Source organism: Streptomyces sp. Ac-502, assembly GCF_045222935.1.
In the GTDB taxonomy this organism is placed as follows: Bacteria; Actinomycetota; Actinomycetes; order Streptomycetales; family Streptomycetaceae; genus Streptomyces; species Streptomyces monomycini.
In genome coordinates this window covers 3,542,554-3,556,906 of the sequence record NZ_JBHFFO010000001.1, presented here as the reverse complement: position 1 = coordinate 3,556,906, position 14,353 = coordinate 3,542,554, and the positions used below count along the sequence as shown (strand labels likewise).

Sequence of the window (14,353 nt, the reverse complement as noted above, 5' to 3'; positions counted from 1 at the left end):
CATGCCCATCGACGCCGCCAAGGCCACCTCCGCCGAGCCGCGGACCACCGAACTCGCCTGGGAGCCGAAGGACGTCCTGCTCTACCACCTGGGCATCGGCGCCGGCGTGCCCGCCACCGACCCCGGCGAGCTGCGCTACACCCTGGAGAGCAAGCTGCACGTACTGCCCAGCTTCGCGACGGTGGCGGGCGGCGGCATGGCACTGGCCGGCGGCCTGTCCGCGCCCGGCATCGACGTGGACCTGGCCGCCGTCCTGCACGGTGGCCAGACCGTGACCGTGCACCGGCCCCTGCCCGTACGGGGCCGGGCCGTCCAGACGTCCACCGTGCCCGCCGTGTACGACAAGGGGAAGGCCGCGGTCATCGTGCTGCGCTCCGAGACGGCCGACGACGACGGGCCGCTGTGGACGTGCGACACGCAGATCTTCGTCAAGGGGGAGGGCGGCTTCGGCGGGGAGCGGGGCCCGTCCAGCCGGCGGAAGCTTCCCGAGCGCGCGCCGGACCGCACCGTCGAACGGCCCGTACGGGAGGACCAGGCCCTGCTCTACCGCCTGTCCGGCGACTGGAACCCCCTGCACGCCGACCCCGACTTCGCCAAGCTGGCCGGCTTCGACCGGCCGATCCTGCACGGGCTGTGCACCTACGGCATCACGCTGAAGGCGGTGGTGGACGAGGTGCTGGACGGCGACGTGGCGCGCGTCACCGCGTACACGACCCGGTTCGCCGGGGTGGTCTTCCCCGGCGAGACGCTGCGCGTCCGCATGTGGCGGGAGCCGGAGCGGGTCCTGGTGTCGGTCACGGCGGCCGACCGGGAGGACGCGCCGGTCCTGGCGGACACCGCCGTCGAGACCGGCCCGCCGGGTGTGTGAGGACAGGCCCGGCCGCACATGACCACCCCACTCTGGCCGCCCCGCGAAGGGAGCGCACATGCGCGCAGCGATTCAGCACCAGACAGGGCAGGACAAGCTGGAAGTCGTCGACGGTATCGAGGCGGTCGGGTTCGGCCCGGGAAAGGTCCGTATCCGCATCCGGGCCACCGGGCTGTGCCACTCCGACCTGTCCGCGATGAGCGGGGTGCTGCCGCAGCCCGCCCCGTTCGTCCCCGGACACGAGGGCGCGGGCGAGGTCCTGGAGGTGGGTGACGGCGTCGCGGGCCTGTCGGCGGGCGACCGGGTGCTGATGTGCTGGCTGCCCGCCTGCGGTACGTGTCCGTCCTGCAAGCGCGGCCAGACCCACCTGTGCCTGGCCGGGTTCATGAACGCCGGCACCCCCAACTTCCGCCGCCCCGGAGCCGACCCGTCCGAGGTCTTCGGCTTCGCGGGCACCGGCACCTTCGCGGAGGAGGTGGTGGTCGCCGCCAACTGCGCCGTACCGATCCCGGACGACGTGCCGTACGAGATCGCGGCGCTGATCGGGTGCGGGGTGACGACGGGGCTGGGCGCCGCGCTGAACACCGCGCGGGTGGCACCCGGCTCGTCGGTCGCCGTCATCGGCTGCGGCGGCGTGGGGATCTCCGCCGTCCAGGGCGCGCGGGTGTGCGGGGCTACGTCGATCGTCGCGGTGGACCCGGTGGAGACGCGGCGCGAGGCGGCGCTGCGCTTCGGCGCCACGGAAGCGGTCGCCCCGGAGGCGCTGGCCGACGCCGTACAGCGGATCACCGCCGGTGAAGGCTTCGACTACGTCTTCGAGGTCGTCGGCAAGTCCGCCACCGCGCGCACCGCCTACGAGGCGACGCGGCGCGGCGGCACCCTCTGCGTCGTCGGTGCCGGGGCGATGGACGACCACTTCCAGGTCAACATGTTCGAGCTGTTCTTCGACGAGAAGCGCATTCTGCCGTCGCTGTACGGGGGCGGGGACGTGCTGCGCTCCTACGAGCGGGCCGTCGCCCTGTGGCGGGCGGGCCGCATCGACCTGGCGGGGCTGATCACCCACCGGGTGCGGCTCACCGAGATCAACGAGGCGCTGGAGCAGATGCGCACCGGCGTCGCGCTCCGTACGTGCGTCGAGATGTGACCCGTCCCGGCGCGGGTGGCACGCCCCCGACGAACGAGAGGAAGCCGAGAACGTGACTCTTCCCACCGAACGGCCGCTCGACGGCCTGACCGCGATCGTCACCGGGGCGGGCCGCGGCCTGGGCCGGGCGGAGGCGCTGGAACTCGCCCGGCTCGGCGCGGCCGTCGTCGTCAACGACTACGGGCAGCCCGGCCGCGACGGCTCCGGCGCCGCGTCGGCGGCCCCGGCCGAGGAGACCGCCGCCGAGATCCGCGCGGCGGGCGGCGAGGCCGTCGCGCACGTCGGCGACGTCGCCGACCACGAGACGGCCCGCGGCCTGGTCCGGGAGGCCGTGGACCGCTGGGGCAAGCTGGACGTGCTGGTCAACAACGCGGGCATCCTGCGTGACCGGATGGTGTTCTCCATGACGGAGGACGAGTGGGACTCGGTGATCCGCGTCCACCTCAAGGGCCACTTCAACACCACGCATTTCGCCGCCGCCCACTGGCGCGAACGCTCCAAGGCCGCCGGTGCCGCCGTGTACGGGCGGATCGTCAACACTTCGTCCGAGGCGTTCCTCGCGGGCTCGGCGGGCCAGCCCAACTACGCGGCGGCCAAGGGCGGCATCGTCGGCCTCACCACCTCCTCGGCGCTCGCCCTGGCCAAGTACGGGGTCACCGTCAACGCCATCTGCCCGCGCGCCCGTACCCGGATGACCGAGGACGTCTTCGCCGGGTTCGAGGTGCCGGGGAGGGGGCCCTCGACGCGCTGGCCCCCGAGCACGTCGCGCCCCTCGTCGGCTACCTGGCCTCGCCCGCAGCGGCGCGGGTCAACGGGCAACTGCTCGTGGTGCACGGCGGCATGGTCGCGGTGGTCGAACGGCCCAGGGTGGCCGCGCAGTTCGACACCGCGAAGGACGCTTTCACGTACGCGGAGCTGGACGGCGTCCTGACGCCGTACTACGCGGAGCGCCCGCCGGACGAGACGTTCGCGGCGGCGGAGGTGCTCGGCCTCAAGCGGAGGTGAGTCCTCCGGCCCCCTGACACACCCGACGGCCGTGCCCGCCGTGCCCCTGACCGGGCGGCACGGAGGTCACGGCCGTCGCGTGGCGCGCGGCCCGGGGCGGGCGGGCCCCACGGGCCCGGAGCGGCCCCGGAGGCCCGGACGCGGGCTCTCGGGCGTCCCGCGGCTACTGGTCCCGGCGGTGCCTGCCGTTCGGGGACGCGGCGGTGTCCTCCGAGGCGGCCGGGCCACGGTGTTTGCCGGCGCCTGCCGCCGCGGCGGCCCGGTCGGCGTCCTGCCTGCGCGCCTGGGTCGTATCGGTTCGGGCTTCGGACATGTGGGGAGTCACTCCGTCGGATCGCTTACGGCGGTACGCGTCGGACCTCTCCCAGTCACCACTGGGACCCAGTCACCGCTGGGACCCAGTCACCGCTGGGACCCAGTCACCGCTGGGACCCAGTCGCCACTGGGACCCAGTCACCACTGGGAAGTGCCGCGGCGAGATGCCGTCGGCGGCCGGTCGACCGCCGATCCTAACGAAGCGAACGATCTTGCTCTACCGGGCTTCCCGGGCCGCCAGCGGCGCCTGTTGCAGCGGCACCGGTCTGCACGGAGAGGGATGCGCGGACGCGCCGTACGGTTCCAGGGTCACGGGTTCCGCTTGTGTGAATGGTGTGGAGGGAGCGGGCGGTGGCGGCGTACGGACGTGCAGCCCCGCGGGAGTTGAGGGGATACGTACCCATCGTGCGGCTCTGACCGGAAAACCGGCGGGCGTCGGATCACCGGAGGAAGCGCCGGACGGACCACCGGACGGACCACCGGAGGCACCGGGCACGGCAGGCGGCTCCGCGCGACGCCCGGCGCCCGCGGACAGCACGACGGGCGCGGCATCCCGGGGCTGCGCCCCCGTGGCCGCCGCCGGCAGCCGGGCCACCCCGCACGGCACCGCCGGTGTCTCGAACGGCAGCCGCAGTTCGCCGTCCGCCGTCCACAGCCCGGTGCCCGCCAGCCACCCGCGCGGCGGCGGCAACTGGCGCAGTCGGCGCTCCGCCGGCCGCCAGACGCCCAGCCAGGTCCCGGCGGCCGCGTCCACACGGAACGCCACCGCGCAGCTCTCCGGCGCCAGCGCCTGCCCCGACTGCACGGCGAACGGCCGCAGCGCCGCGTCCGGCAGCCGCAGGCACTCCGGGAAGCGCACCGGCAGCGCGCTGCCCAGCACGCCCCAGCCCAGCCGGTCGTGCCCCGCCGCGTCCGACCGCAGCACCAGCAGCCCGCTGTCCGGGTCGGCCAGCAGCAGCCGGTCGTTGCTCTCCTCGGTGATCTGGAGCAGCGGGCTGACCTCGCCGCCGCGCTCCAGATCGACCGCCACCGTCTTGGTGCGCCCCGCCACCTCCTGGTCCAGGGCCAGCAGCCGGCCCGTACGGTCCAGCCAGACGCCGCCCGTGCAACGGCCCTCGATCTCGGCGACGCAGGCGGGCACGGAGCGCGCCCGGCCGGGAACGGTGGACGGCCGCCCGTCGTGCACCAGCCACAGCACGGTGGAGCGCTCGCCGGGCGCCAGCGCGTACGCGCGCGAGCCGCACGGCGCGGCGGGCAGCAGCGTCAGCTCCGCCGTCTCGACGGCGCCGAGCGGCAGCTCGCCGGTGCCCGGGCCGGTCGGGTACAGCAGGCCGAGCGTGCAGCGGTCCGCGACCCGGCGCCGGATCAGCACCCGGCCGTCCGTCAGGGGCAGCAGCCCGGTGTCCGCCTCCTCGGGCTGGTGGCCGGGCAGGGGGACCGCGTACGGCTCGGGGCCCGCCAGCGTCCAGCGCTCGGGGTACCAGCTCCCGGTGCTGCGGTGCCGCGCGAGCCGGGCGGCGTAGGAGCCGTCGGCGGCGATCGTCAGCGCCGCGCCGTGCTGCCGGGTTTCCGGCGTCGCGGCGTCCTCGGTGACACAGGCTGTCATCGAGTGCTCACCTCCAGTCAGTGCGGTCGAAGCTAGTTTTCGCACTCTCAAACGAGGAGAGAAGGTTGCGGCACTTCACGCGAAAGAGTGGCTGATGTCCGGTTCGCCTTGAGGTGCGAGGGGTGATTGTGCTTTGTGCGGCGGGACGGGGCGGCGGCGGGAGCGGCCACGACGCCGGAGGGCCCCCGGCGGCCCCGGTGCCCGCCGTACGCCTCGGCGGCCGCGGCGCTCCCGGCCTGCCGGGCCGCCGCCCGAAGCGGCCCGGCGCGGTGGTGCGGCTGGGAGGTAACCTTCCCCCGTGCCCGTACTGTCTGAAGTCCTTGCCGCGCTCGACGCCCTCTGGCCCCCCGAGCGGGCCGCGTCGTGGGACGCCGTCGGCACGGTCTGCGGTGATCCGGACGCCGAGGTGCGCCGGGTCCTGTTCGCCGTCGACCCCGTCCAGGAGATCGCCGACGAGGCGGTCCGGCTCGGCGCCGACCTGCTCGTCACGCACCATCCGCTCTACCTGCGCGGTACGACCACGGTCGCGGCCGGCACCTTCAAGGGCCGCGTCGTGCACACGCTGATCAAGAACGATGTCGCGCTGCACGTCGCGCACACCAACGCCGACACCGCCGACCCCGGCGTCTCCGACGCCCTGGCCGGCGCGCTGGACCTGCGGATTCTGCGTCCGCTGGTGCCGGACGAGACCGACGCCCACGGCCGCCGCGGCCTGGGACGGATCTGCGAGCTGCCGCACCCGATGACGCTCGCGGAGTTCGGCCCGTACGCCGCCGCCCGGCTGCCCGCCACCGCGCAGGGTGTCCGGATCGCCGGCGACCCGGACCGTACGATCCGCACGGTCGCCGTCTCCGGCGGCTCCGGCGACAGCCTCTTCGACGACGTACGGGCGGCCGGTGTGGACGCGTTCCTCACCGCCGACCTGCGCCACCACCCCGCCTCCGAGGCGACCCAGAAGAGCCCGCTGGCACTGCTGGACGCCGCGCACTGGGCCACCGAGTGGCCCTGGTGCGAGCAGGCCGCGGCCCAGCTCGACGAGATTTCCGACCGGCACGGCTGGAACCTGCGCACCCACGTGTCGCGCACGGTCACCGACCCCTGGACCGCCCACGCGGCGTCCGATGCCCGCACGACCCCGACGAACACATCAGGAGCCCCCCGCTGAACGCCGCGCCCGCCGACCAGATCCGCCTCCTCGACGTCCAGGCCCTGGACGTGAGGCTCAGCCAGCTCGCGCACAAGCGCAGGACCCTTCCCGAGCTGGCCGAGATCCAGACCCTGGAGGGCGACCTCACCCAGCAGCGCGACCTGCTCGTCGCCGCGCAGACCGAGGAGAGCGACACCACCCGCGAGCAGACCAAGGCGGAGCAGGACGTGGACCAGGTGCGCCAGCGCGCCGCCCGCGACCAGCAGCGCCTGGACTCCGGCACCAGCACCTCGCCCAAGGACCTGGAGAACCTCCAGCGGGAGATCGCCTCCTCGCCAAGCGCCAGGGTGACCTGGAGGACGTCGTCCTGGAGGTCATGGAGCGCCGCGAGTCCGCCCAGGAGCGGGTCACCGAGCTGACCGGACGCGTGGAGTCCGTCCAGGCCAAGGTCAACGACGCCACCGCCCGCCGGGACGCCGCCTGGGCCGAGATCGACGCCGAGGCCGACACGGTCCGCAAGGAGCGCGAGCTGACCGTCGCCGACATCCCGGCCGACCTGCTCAAGCTCTACGACCGGCTGCGCGAGAAGCAGGGCGGCCTCGGCGCCGCCCGCCTCTACCAGCGCCGCTGCGAGGGCTGCCGCCTGGAGCTGGACATCACCGAGCTGAACGACGTGCGCAGCGCGCCCGCCGACAAGGTCGTGCGCTGCGAGAACTGCAGCCGCATCCTGGTGCGCACGCCCGACTCGGGCCTGTAGACCGTGGCCCGTACGTTCGTCGTCGAGGCCGACGGCGGGTCCCGGGGCAACCCGGGGCCCGCGGGCTACGGCGCGGTCGTCATCGACCCGGAGACCGGGCAGGCGCTCGCCGAGGCCGCCGAGTACATCGGTACGGCGACCAACAACGTCGCCGAGTACCGGGGCCTGGTCGCCGGCCTGCGCGCCGCGTACGCGCTGGACCCGGAGGCGGACGTCCGGGTGCGGATGGACTCCAAGCTCGTCGTGGAGCAGATGTCCGGGCGCTGGAAGATCAAGCACCCGGACATGCGGCCGCTGGCGGCGGAGGCGCGGAGCGTCTTCCCGCCCGCGCGGGTGACGTACGAGTGGATCCCGCGCGAGGAGAACAAGCACGCCGACCGGCTCGCCAACGAGGCGATGGACGCGGGCAAGGCGGGCCGGCAGTGGGAGCCGCGGGACTCGCGGGCCGAACTGGACGCGGGCGGTCCGGCGCGCAGTGCCGCCGCCCGCGCGGCCGACGCGGCGGCGGAGGCCGCGGAGACCGGGGCGGCCGACGAGCCCAAGGCGCCGCCGGCCGGCTGGGCGCCCGCCGACCTGGGCGCGCCGACCACCCTCGTCCTGCTGCGGCACGGCGAGACCGCGCTGACACCGCAGAAGCGGTTCTCCGGCAGCGGCGGCTCCGACCCGGAGCTGTCCGAGGCCGGCCACCGGCAGGCCGAAGCGGTCGCCGCCGCGCTCGCCGCCCGCGGCACCGTCCAGGCCGTCGTCAGCTCGCCCCTCAAGCGCTGCCGGCAGACGGCCGAGACCGTCGCGGCCCGCCTCGGCCTGGACGTACGCGTCGACGAGGGCCTGCGCGAGACCGACTTCGGCGCCTGGGAGGGCCTGACCTTCGCCGAGGTCCAGGAGCGCCACCCCGAGGACCTCACCGCCTGGCTCGGCTCCGCCAAGGCCGCGCCCACCGGCGGCGAGTCCTTCGCCTCCGTCGCGCGCCGCGTAGCCCTCTCCCGCGACAAGCTGCTGGCCCGGTACGCGGGCCGCACGGTGCTGCTGGTCACCCACGTCACCCCGGTCAAGACGCTGGTACGGCTGGCCCTCGGCGCCCCGCCGGAGGCCCTGTTCCGGATGGAACTCTCCGCCGCGTCCCTGTCGGCCGTCGCGTACTACGCCGACGGGAACGCGTCGGTACGGTTGTTGAACGAGACGGCGCATCTGCGGTGACGCAGCGGACCGTGCGCCCCTGAGGCGTCCCTGAGGAACCTCACCGCCTGTGTGCCCCAGAAGGGCCGCGGGCGGTTTTCCGTATCGCCGGTCGGTTTTTTCCGGGCTGTTGCCGACCTGCCGCCCGTCTTTTCCAGCCCCGTTCATCTGGCGTGTTCCCTGCGCTTTTCTTCGCTGCGGGGCCGGTTCAGGCTGCTGGCTTGATTGGTTCCTTGTAACCCGCACACCGGTTTCATAGCGTCGCTCGCACACCACGGCGCGATCGCGCCTTTTCCCTCGCCTCATGCGTGAATTCCGCATGCCTGTACGGAGGTTGGTATGCCCAGCGAGTACACCGAGCCCGTCGAGATTTCCCCGTCCGTCGCGGAGGCCAACCGGAAGGCCGCGGAGCGCCTTCGGGAGCGCGGTTCGCAGGACTTCGAGGACGCGCAGCGGGGCTGCTGGCGGTGCCGGACGTACCGGCGATCCATTCCCGGTCGGACAGCGGCAAGGTGGTGTGGAGCTTCACGGCGTACGACTTCCTCACCGACGGCGACGAGCAGGCGCCCCCGACCGTCAACCCGAGTCTGTGGCGCCAAGGTCAGCTCACCGCGGTGGCCGGGCTGTTCCAGGTCACCTCAGGCGCCCGCGGCGGCGTCCACCAGGTGCGCGGCTACGACCTGTCCAACATGACGATCATCGAGGGCGATCGCGGGATCATCGTCATCGACCCGCTGGCCTGCTACGAGACCGCACAGGCCGCCCTGAAGCTGTACCGCGACACCACCGGGAACCGGAACCCGGTCAGCGCGCTGATCTACACCCACAGCCACGTCGACCACTTCGGCGGCGCCCGCGGCCTGTTCGCCGAGCGGAACGACGAGATCCCCGCCGACCTCGCGGTCCTCGCGCCCGACGGGTTCCTGGAGCACGCCGTCAGCGAGAACGTCTACGCGGGCCCGGCGATGCAGCGCCGCGCCGAGTACATGTACGCGGCGGGGCTGGACAAGAGCCCGTACGCGCAGATCGGTTCGGGCCTGGGCCTGACCGTCTCCACCGGCGAGGTCACCCTGCTGCCGCCGACCGACTGCATCGGCGGTGGCCAGGCCGTCGCGGGCGACGACTGGTCGCCCGCCGACGTCATCCCGTGGCGGGCGGGGCTGCACCGCCGCGTCATCGACGGCGTACGGCTGCTCTTCCAGCTCACGCCCGGCACCGAGGCGCCCGCGGAGATGAACATCTACCTCCCCGAGCTGCGGACCCTGTGCATGGCCGAGAACGCCACCCACAACCTGCACAACATCCTCAGCCTGCGCGGCGCCCAGGTGCGGGACGCGCACGCCTGGGCGAAATACCTCACCGACGCGATCCAGACCTTCGGCGAGCACACCGAAGTGGAATTCGCCTCGCACCACTGGCCGCGCTGGGGCAAGGAAAGCATTCTCGAATTCCTCAGCAATCAGCGGGACATGTACGCGTACCTCAACGACCAGACGCTGCGGCTCGTCAACCGCGGATACACGGGCATCGAGATCGCCGAAGAACTCCGGCACCTCCCCGCCGGTCTCGCCGAGCACTGGTACAACCAGGGCTACTACGGCTCGCTCAGTCACAACTTCAAGGCCGTGTACCAGCGGTACATGGGCTGGTTCGACGGAAATCCCGCCCACCTGTGGAATGTGCCGCCGACAGTCGCCGGTACGCGCTACGTGGCGGCGATGGGCGGCGCCGAGGCCGTCGTACGGAAGGCGCAGGAGGCGTACGACGGGCACGAGAGCGACCCGGACGCGTACCGCTGGGTCGTGGAACTGCTCAACCACGTCATCTTCGCCGACCCCGCCACCGTCCCCGAGAAGGCGGTCCAGGACGCCAAGGCACTCCAGATCAAGGCCTTCGCGCAGCTCGGCTACGGCGCCGAGAACGGGCCGTGGCGCAACTTCTACCTGACCGGCGCGGACGAACTGCGCCACGGCCCGCAGGAGCCCACCAGCAAGGGCGCCCCCGACCTGGTCCGCAGCATGACCCTGGAACAGGTCTTCGCGGCGATGGCCCGCAGCGTGGACGGGCCGAAGGCGGCACAGGAACAGCGCGCCGCGATCGTCCTCCAGTGGCAGTTCACGGACACCGGGCAGGAGTGCACCACCACGCTGCGCAACGGCGTTCTGGTGTACGTGGACGGCAAGGACCTGTACGCGGGCAAGCCGCAGGCCACCATCTCCCTGACCCGGGCGGCGTTCGACTCGCTGATCCTCGAAGGCCCGCTGTTCCGGCGGAACTTCGACGCGGCGGTCAAGGCGGGCAGCATCCGCGTCGACGACCAGCCGGCGGCGGACACCGTCTTCGGCTACCTGACGGTGCCGGACCCGTCGTTCCCGATCGTCACGCCGTAGCACCTGCGGGCCCGCACCGCCGCGGCGTCGCCCTCAGCGCAACGCCGCGGCCTCGCGGGCCAGCCGCTCCACCCGGCCCCAGTCCTTGGCGCGCAGCGCGTCGGCCGGCAGCATCCACGTACCGCCCACGCAGCCCACGTTCGGCAGCGCCAGGTAGTCGGGCGCGGAGGCCAGGCCGATGCCGCCGGTCGGGCAGAACCGGGCCCGGGGGAGCGGCGAGGCGAGCGACTTCAGGTACGCGGTGCCGCCCGCGGCCTCCGCCGGGAAGAACTTCATCTCGGTCACGCCCTCGTCGAGCAGCGTCACCACCTCCGACGCCGTCGAGACACCCGGCAGGAACGGCAGGCCGCTGGCCTTCATCGCGGCCAGCAGCCGCGGCGACCACCCCGGGCTGACGAGGAAGCGGGCGCCCGCCGCGACGGCCGTCTCCACGTGCCCCGGGGTCAGGACCGTACCGGCGCCGACGACCGCCTCCGGGACCGCGTCGGCGATGGCCCGTATCGCCCGCGGCGCGGCCGCCGTACGCAGCGTCACCTCGATGGCGGGCAGCCCGCCCGCCACGAGCGCGCGGGCGAGCGGGACGGCGTCGGCCGCGTCGTCGAGGACCACGACCGGGATCACGGGGGCGAGGCCCAGTACGGAGGGCGGGGCGGCGGGGGAGGGGGCAGCGTCAGTCACGGGCCCATAGTGCGCCCGCCGCACAGCATCCGCAACGACTGTTGCAAATACTGCAACGCGGCGGTCTGAGTGAGTGGGGACGTACCCTCCGCCCCCAGTCCCTCCCCTACAACTCCCTCACCACCACATCGATCGCCCACGCCTTGCCCGCCTTCGCCGGCGCCTCGGCCTCCACCACGTACCCGAGGTCGCCCAGCGCCTCGACCAGCTCCGCCGGGCCGTCCGGCGTCCGCCCCTCGGTCAGCAGGTCTCGGACCAGCCGCCCCTTCGTCGCCTTGTTGAAGTGGCTCACCACCGACCGCTTCTCGACACCGTTCACGATCTTCGACTGGAGCACCCGCACCGTCGCCGTACGGCCCGCGACCTCACCCTTCGGCTTCCAGGCCGTCGCGTACGCCGCCGACCGCAGGTCGAGGACCAGCCCGTCCCCGGCGGCCGCGGGCAGCACCTCGGCCATCGGCGCCCGCCAGTACGCGCCCAGCGCGCCCAGGCCCGGCAGCTTGACCCCCATCGAACAGCGGTACGACGGGATCCGGTCGCCCACCCGTACCGCGCCCCACAGTCCCGAGAACACCAGCAGTGACGACCCGGCCAGGCGCCGCGCCGCCGCGTCCAGCGTGGCGAGCCCCAGCGCGTCGTACAGCACGCCCGTGTAGATCTCCCCGGCCGGCCGCGTCCCGGCCTCGCGCAGCCCGGCGTTCTTGGCGATCTCGCCCTTGAGGCCGTCACTCAGCCCCAGGACCTCCTGCGCCTTCGTCTCGTCCGCCGCGCACAGCCCCACCAGCTCTTCGAGGACCGCCTCCCGCGCCGGGCCCAGCCCGGGCAGCGACAGCGCCCCCAGGTCCAACGGCTTCCCGCCCCCGGACGCGGCCTTCCCTTCGGACGGCGGCAACAACACGAGCACGCGCTTCTCCTTAGCCTTCTGTGCACTGGCCCCGCCACTTTACGGTTCGCCGCACGGACGGGCCGCAGCCCGAGGGGGCCCGCCCCGGCGCCCCTTTCGTCGCCTCCCCAGAACTCCCGCCGCAGCCCTCCCGCCGCCGCCTCCGAACACCCCCTTCCCCCTCAGCCCTCCCACCCTGACGTGCCCCCGCCCCCCAACCGCCCTACGCTCAAAAGCATGCCCCGCCGCCACCTCCGCGTGACCGCCGCAGCCGAGGCGCCCGTGCGTGCCGCGCTACGGGAACTGCGGGCGCGACTGGACATCCCCCAGACGTTCCCGCCCTCCGCGCAGGCCGAGGCGGACAGTGCCGCGCGCTGGCCGCACCCGCCCGCCGACACCGCCGCCACCGACGCGACCGACATCCCGCTGTTCACCGTCGACCCACCCGGCTCGATGGACCTCGACCAGGCGATGTATCTCTCCCGGCGCCCCGGCGGCGGCTACCGCGTCGACTACGCCATCGCCGATGTGGCCTCCTTCGTCACCCCCGGCGGCGCGCTGGACGCCGAGGCGCACCGCCGCGTGACGACCCTCTACTTCCCCGACGGACACGTCCCGCTGCACCCACCCGTCCTCGGCGAGGGCGCCGCCAGCCTGCTCCCCGACGAGGACCGCCCCGCCGTCCTGTGGCGGCTCGACCTCGACGCGGACGGCGCGCTGCGCTCGACGGACGTACGCCGGGCCCTCGTCCGCTCCCGGGCCCGCCTGGACTACGAAGGCGTGCAGCACGCCATCGACTCCGGCACCGCCGAGGAGCCCCTCTCCCTCCTCCGTACGATCGGACGCCTCCGCGAGGAGCAGGAGGCCGCCCGCGGCGGCATCTCCCTCAACGTCCCCGAGCAGGAGATCGTCGAGCACCCGGACGGCTACGCCCTCACCTACCGCGCCCCGCGCCCCGCCGACGCCTGGAACGCCCAGATATCCCTGCTCACCGGCATGGCAGCGGCCGAGCTGATGCTCGCCTCCGGCACCGGCGTCCTGCGGACGCTCCCCACCGCCCCGGACGGCGCCGTCGCCCGCCTGCGCCGCACCGCCCACGCCCTCGGCGTCGACTGGCCGCACCACACCTCGTACGCCGCCCTCATCCGCACCCTCGACCCCGCCCGCACCACCCACGCCGCCTTCCTCCAGGACTGCACGGCCCTGCTGCGCGGCGCCGGCTACACCGTCTTCGACGGCGACCCGCCGACCCCGGAACACGCCCGGCACGCCGCCGTCGCCGCCCCGTACGCGCACGTCACCGCGCCGCTGCGACGCCTCGCCGACCGCTACGGCGCCGAACTGTGCCTGGCCGCGGCGGCCGGCAGGGAACCGCCCGACTGGGTCCGTACGGCACTGCCCGCCCTGCCCGGCGAGATGACGGAGGGCGGCCGCCGGGCCGCCCGGGTCGAGCGGGAGTGCGTCGACCTCGTCGAGGCGGCCCTGATGCGGGACCGGCTGGGCGAGACCTTCGACGGCTATGTGGTCGACGTCCAGGACGGCCGGCCGGACCGGGGCACGGTGCACCTGGACGACCCGGCCGTGATCGGCCGTATCGACGGCGGCGAGCAGGTTCCGCGGCTGCCGCTGGGCCGGCGCCTGCGCGTCCGCCTCACCGAAGCGGACCCGGGCCGCGCCCCGGTCCGCTTCACACCGGCGTGACCGTGTCCCGGCCCCTGCCGCCCTCGCCCTGGCCGTCCCGCTCCCGTCCTTCCTCTCGCTCTTCGGCCCGCCGGGCCAGCGCCTCCCGTACGGCGGCGACCGCGGCCCGGCCCTCGTCCGCGTGGAAGCGCACGGTACGGGCCTCCACCCGCTGCCCCAGCAGCTTCACGGCGGTGACCGGCTCGGTCAGCTCGACCGTCACACAGGTCTGCGCCGCCACCGCCACCTCCAGCACACCGTCCCGCTCCTGCGCCTGCCGCCCGGCCGTCTCCGTCTTCGGGAACCGCAGGTCGTAGCGGACGGACGCGATCCGCTCCAGCGGTATCCACACGTCCAGCAGCGCGCCGTTGCGCACGCGCAGCCCGGCGGGCCCCACGACGTGCGGCCGGGTCACGGCGGCGGCCTGGAAGCCCAGCACCATGGCCAGGGTGTAGAGGTCCAACGCCAGCATGATCCAGTGCGCGACCGGCAACCCGGCGAGCAGAAACGTGACGCCGACCGTCTCCACCGCGCACACGAACACGAACCCGTACAGCATCGGCGCCTGCGCCCGCGCATACCCGAGCGCCCGCTCCCCGGCGCCCACACCGTCCCGCCGCCGCGTCACCCACAGTCCCAGACTGGCCATCCACCGCTTCTCGTACGCCAGTAACCGCCGCCCGGTGCTTCCACCGCGTCCTTCG

11 protein-coding genes and 2 pseudogenes are annotated in these 14,353 nt (G+C 73.9%); 8 read left to right on the top strand and 5 right to left on the bottom strand.

Annotated elements, in window-relative coordinates:
- The first annotated feature begins 1 nt into the window (after position 1).
- The 3 genes and pseudogenes from ACEXOX_RS16035 to ACEXOX_RS16025 all read left to right on the top strand — a co-directional run bounded on the left by ACEXOX_RS16035 (position 2) and on the right by ACEXOX_RS16025 (position 3,017).
- Positions 2 to 868: a MaoC/PaaZ C-terminal domain-containing protein gene (locus ACEXOX_RS16035; RefSeq protein ID WP_406521385.1), complete on the top strand. Its 867-nt coding sequence runs from the start codon at positions 2 to 4 to the stop codon at positions 866 to 868.
- A 58-nt stretch (positions 869 to 926) separates the two neighbouring features.
- Entirely contained in the window at positions 927 to 2,012 is a 1,086-nt protein-coding gene (locus ACEXOX_RS16030) for a Zn-dependent alcohol dehydrogenase (RefSeq protein WP_406521384.1), read from the top strand.
- Between the two features lie 52 nt (positions 2,013 to 2,064).
- Positions 2,065 to 3,017, top strand: a pseudogene (locus tag ACEXOX_RS16025) (3-oxoacyl-ACP reductase).
- 163 nt (positions 3,018 to 3,180) lie between these two features.
- Here the strand turns inward: ACEXOX_RS16025 and ACEXOX_RS16020 are convergent.
- Complete coding sequence (locus ACEXOX_RS16020) at positions 3,181 to 3,330, bottom strand: hypothetical protein (protein ID WP_406521383.1); 150 nt, start codon at positions 3,328 to 3,330, stop codon at positions 3,181 to 3,183.
- Between the two features lie 219 nt (positions 3,331 to 3,549).
- Complete coding sequence (locus tag ACEXOX_RS16015) at positions 3,550 to 4,938, bottom strand: hypothetical protein (protein ID WP_406521382.1); 1,389 nt, start codon at positions 4,936 to 4,938, stop codon at positions 3,550 to 3,552.
- 298 nt (positions 4,939 to 5,236) lie between these two features.
- Here ACEXOX_RS16015 and ACEXOX_RS16010 point away from each other — a divergent pair, with 298 nt between their 5' ends.
- From ACEXOX_RS16010 to ACEXOX_RS15995, 4 genes and pseudogenes are all read left to right on the top strand, one after another.
- Entirely contained in the window at positions 5,237 to 6,103 is an 867-nt protein-coding gene (locus tag ACEXOX_RS16010) for a Nif3-like dinuclear metal center hexameric protein (RefSeq protein ID WP_406521381.1), read from the top strand.
- Positions 6,100 to 6,842: pseudogene (locus ACEXOX_RS16005) on the top strand (zinc ribbon domain-containing protein). Before ACEXOX_RS16010 ends, ACEXOX_RS16005 begins: the two are co-directional and overlap by 4 nt.
- 3 nt (positions 6,843 to 6,845) lie before the next feature.
- Complete coding sequence (locus tag ACEXOX_RS16000; RefSeq protein ID WP_406521380.1) at positions 6,846 to 8,039, top strand: bifunctional RNase H/acid phosphatase; 1,194 nt, start codon at positions 6,846 to 6,848, stop codon at positions 8,037 to 8,039.
- A 446-nt stretch (positions 8,040 to 8,485) separates the two neighbouring features.
- Positions 8,486 to 10,408, top strand: a complete 1,923-nt coding sequence (locus ACEXOX_RS15995; RefSeq protein WP_406521378.1) for an alkyl/aryl-sulfatase — start codon at positions 8,486 to 8,488, stop codon at positions 10,406 to 10,408.
- Between the two features lie 33 nt (positions 10,409 to 10,441).
- On the opposite strand, the gene eda is transcribed toward ACEXOX_RS15995, so the two are convergent.
- Entirely contained in the window at positions 10,442 to 11,086 is a 645-nt protein-coding gene (gene eda / locus ACEXOX_RS15990) for a bifunctional 4-hydroxy-2-oxoglutarate aldolase/2-dehydro-3-deoxy-phosphogluconate aldolase (protein ID WP_406521376.1), read from the bottom strand.
- Between the two features lie 106 nt (positions 11,087 to 11,192).
- Entirely contained in the window at positions 11,193 to 11,990 is a 798-nt protein-coding gene (gene yaaA / locus ACEXOX_RS15985; protein WP_406521374.1) for a peroxide stress protein YaaA, read from the bottom strand.
- Between the two features lie 216 nt (positions 11,991 to 12,206).
- On the opposite strand from yaaA, the gene ACEXOX_RS15980 reads away from it, so the two are divergent.
- Positions 12,207 to 13,670, top strand: coding sequence for an RNB domain-containing ribonuclease (locus ACEXOX_RS15980; protein ID WP_406521373.1), 1,464 nt, complete (start codon positions 12,207 to 12,209; stop codon positions 13,668 to 13,670).
- On the opposite strand, the gene ACEXOX_RS15975 is transcribed toward ACEXOX_RS15980, so the two are convergent.
- Complete coding sequence (locus ACEXOX_RS15975; protein WP_406521371.1) at positions 13,657 to 14,298, bottom strand: hypothetical protein; 642 nt, start codon at positions 14,296 to 14,298, stop codon at positions 13,657 to 13,659. The two genes, ACEXOX_RS15980 and ACEXOX_RS15975, sit on opposite strands and share 14 nt — an antisense overlap.
- Positions 14,299 to 14,353: the final 55 nt, after the last annotated feature.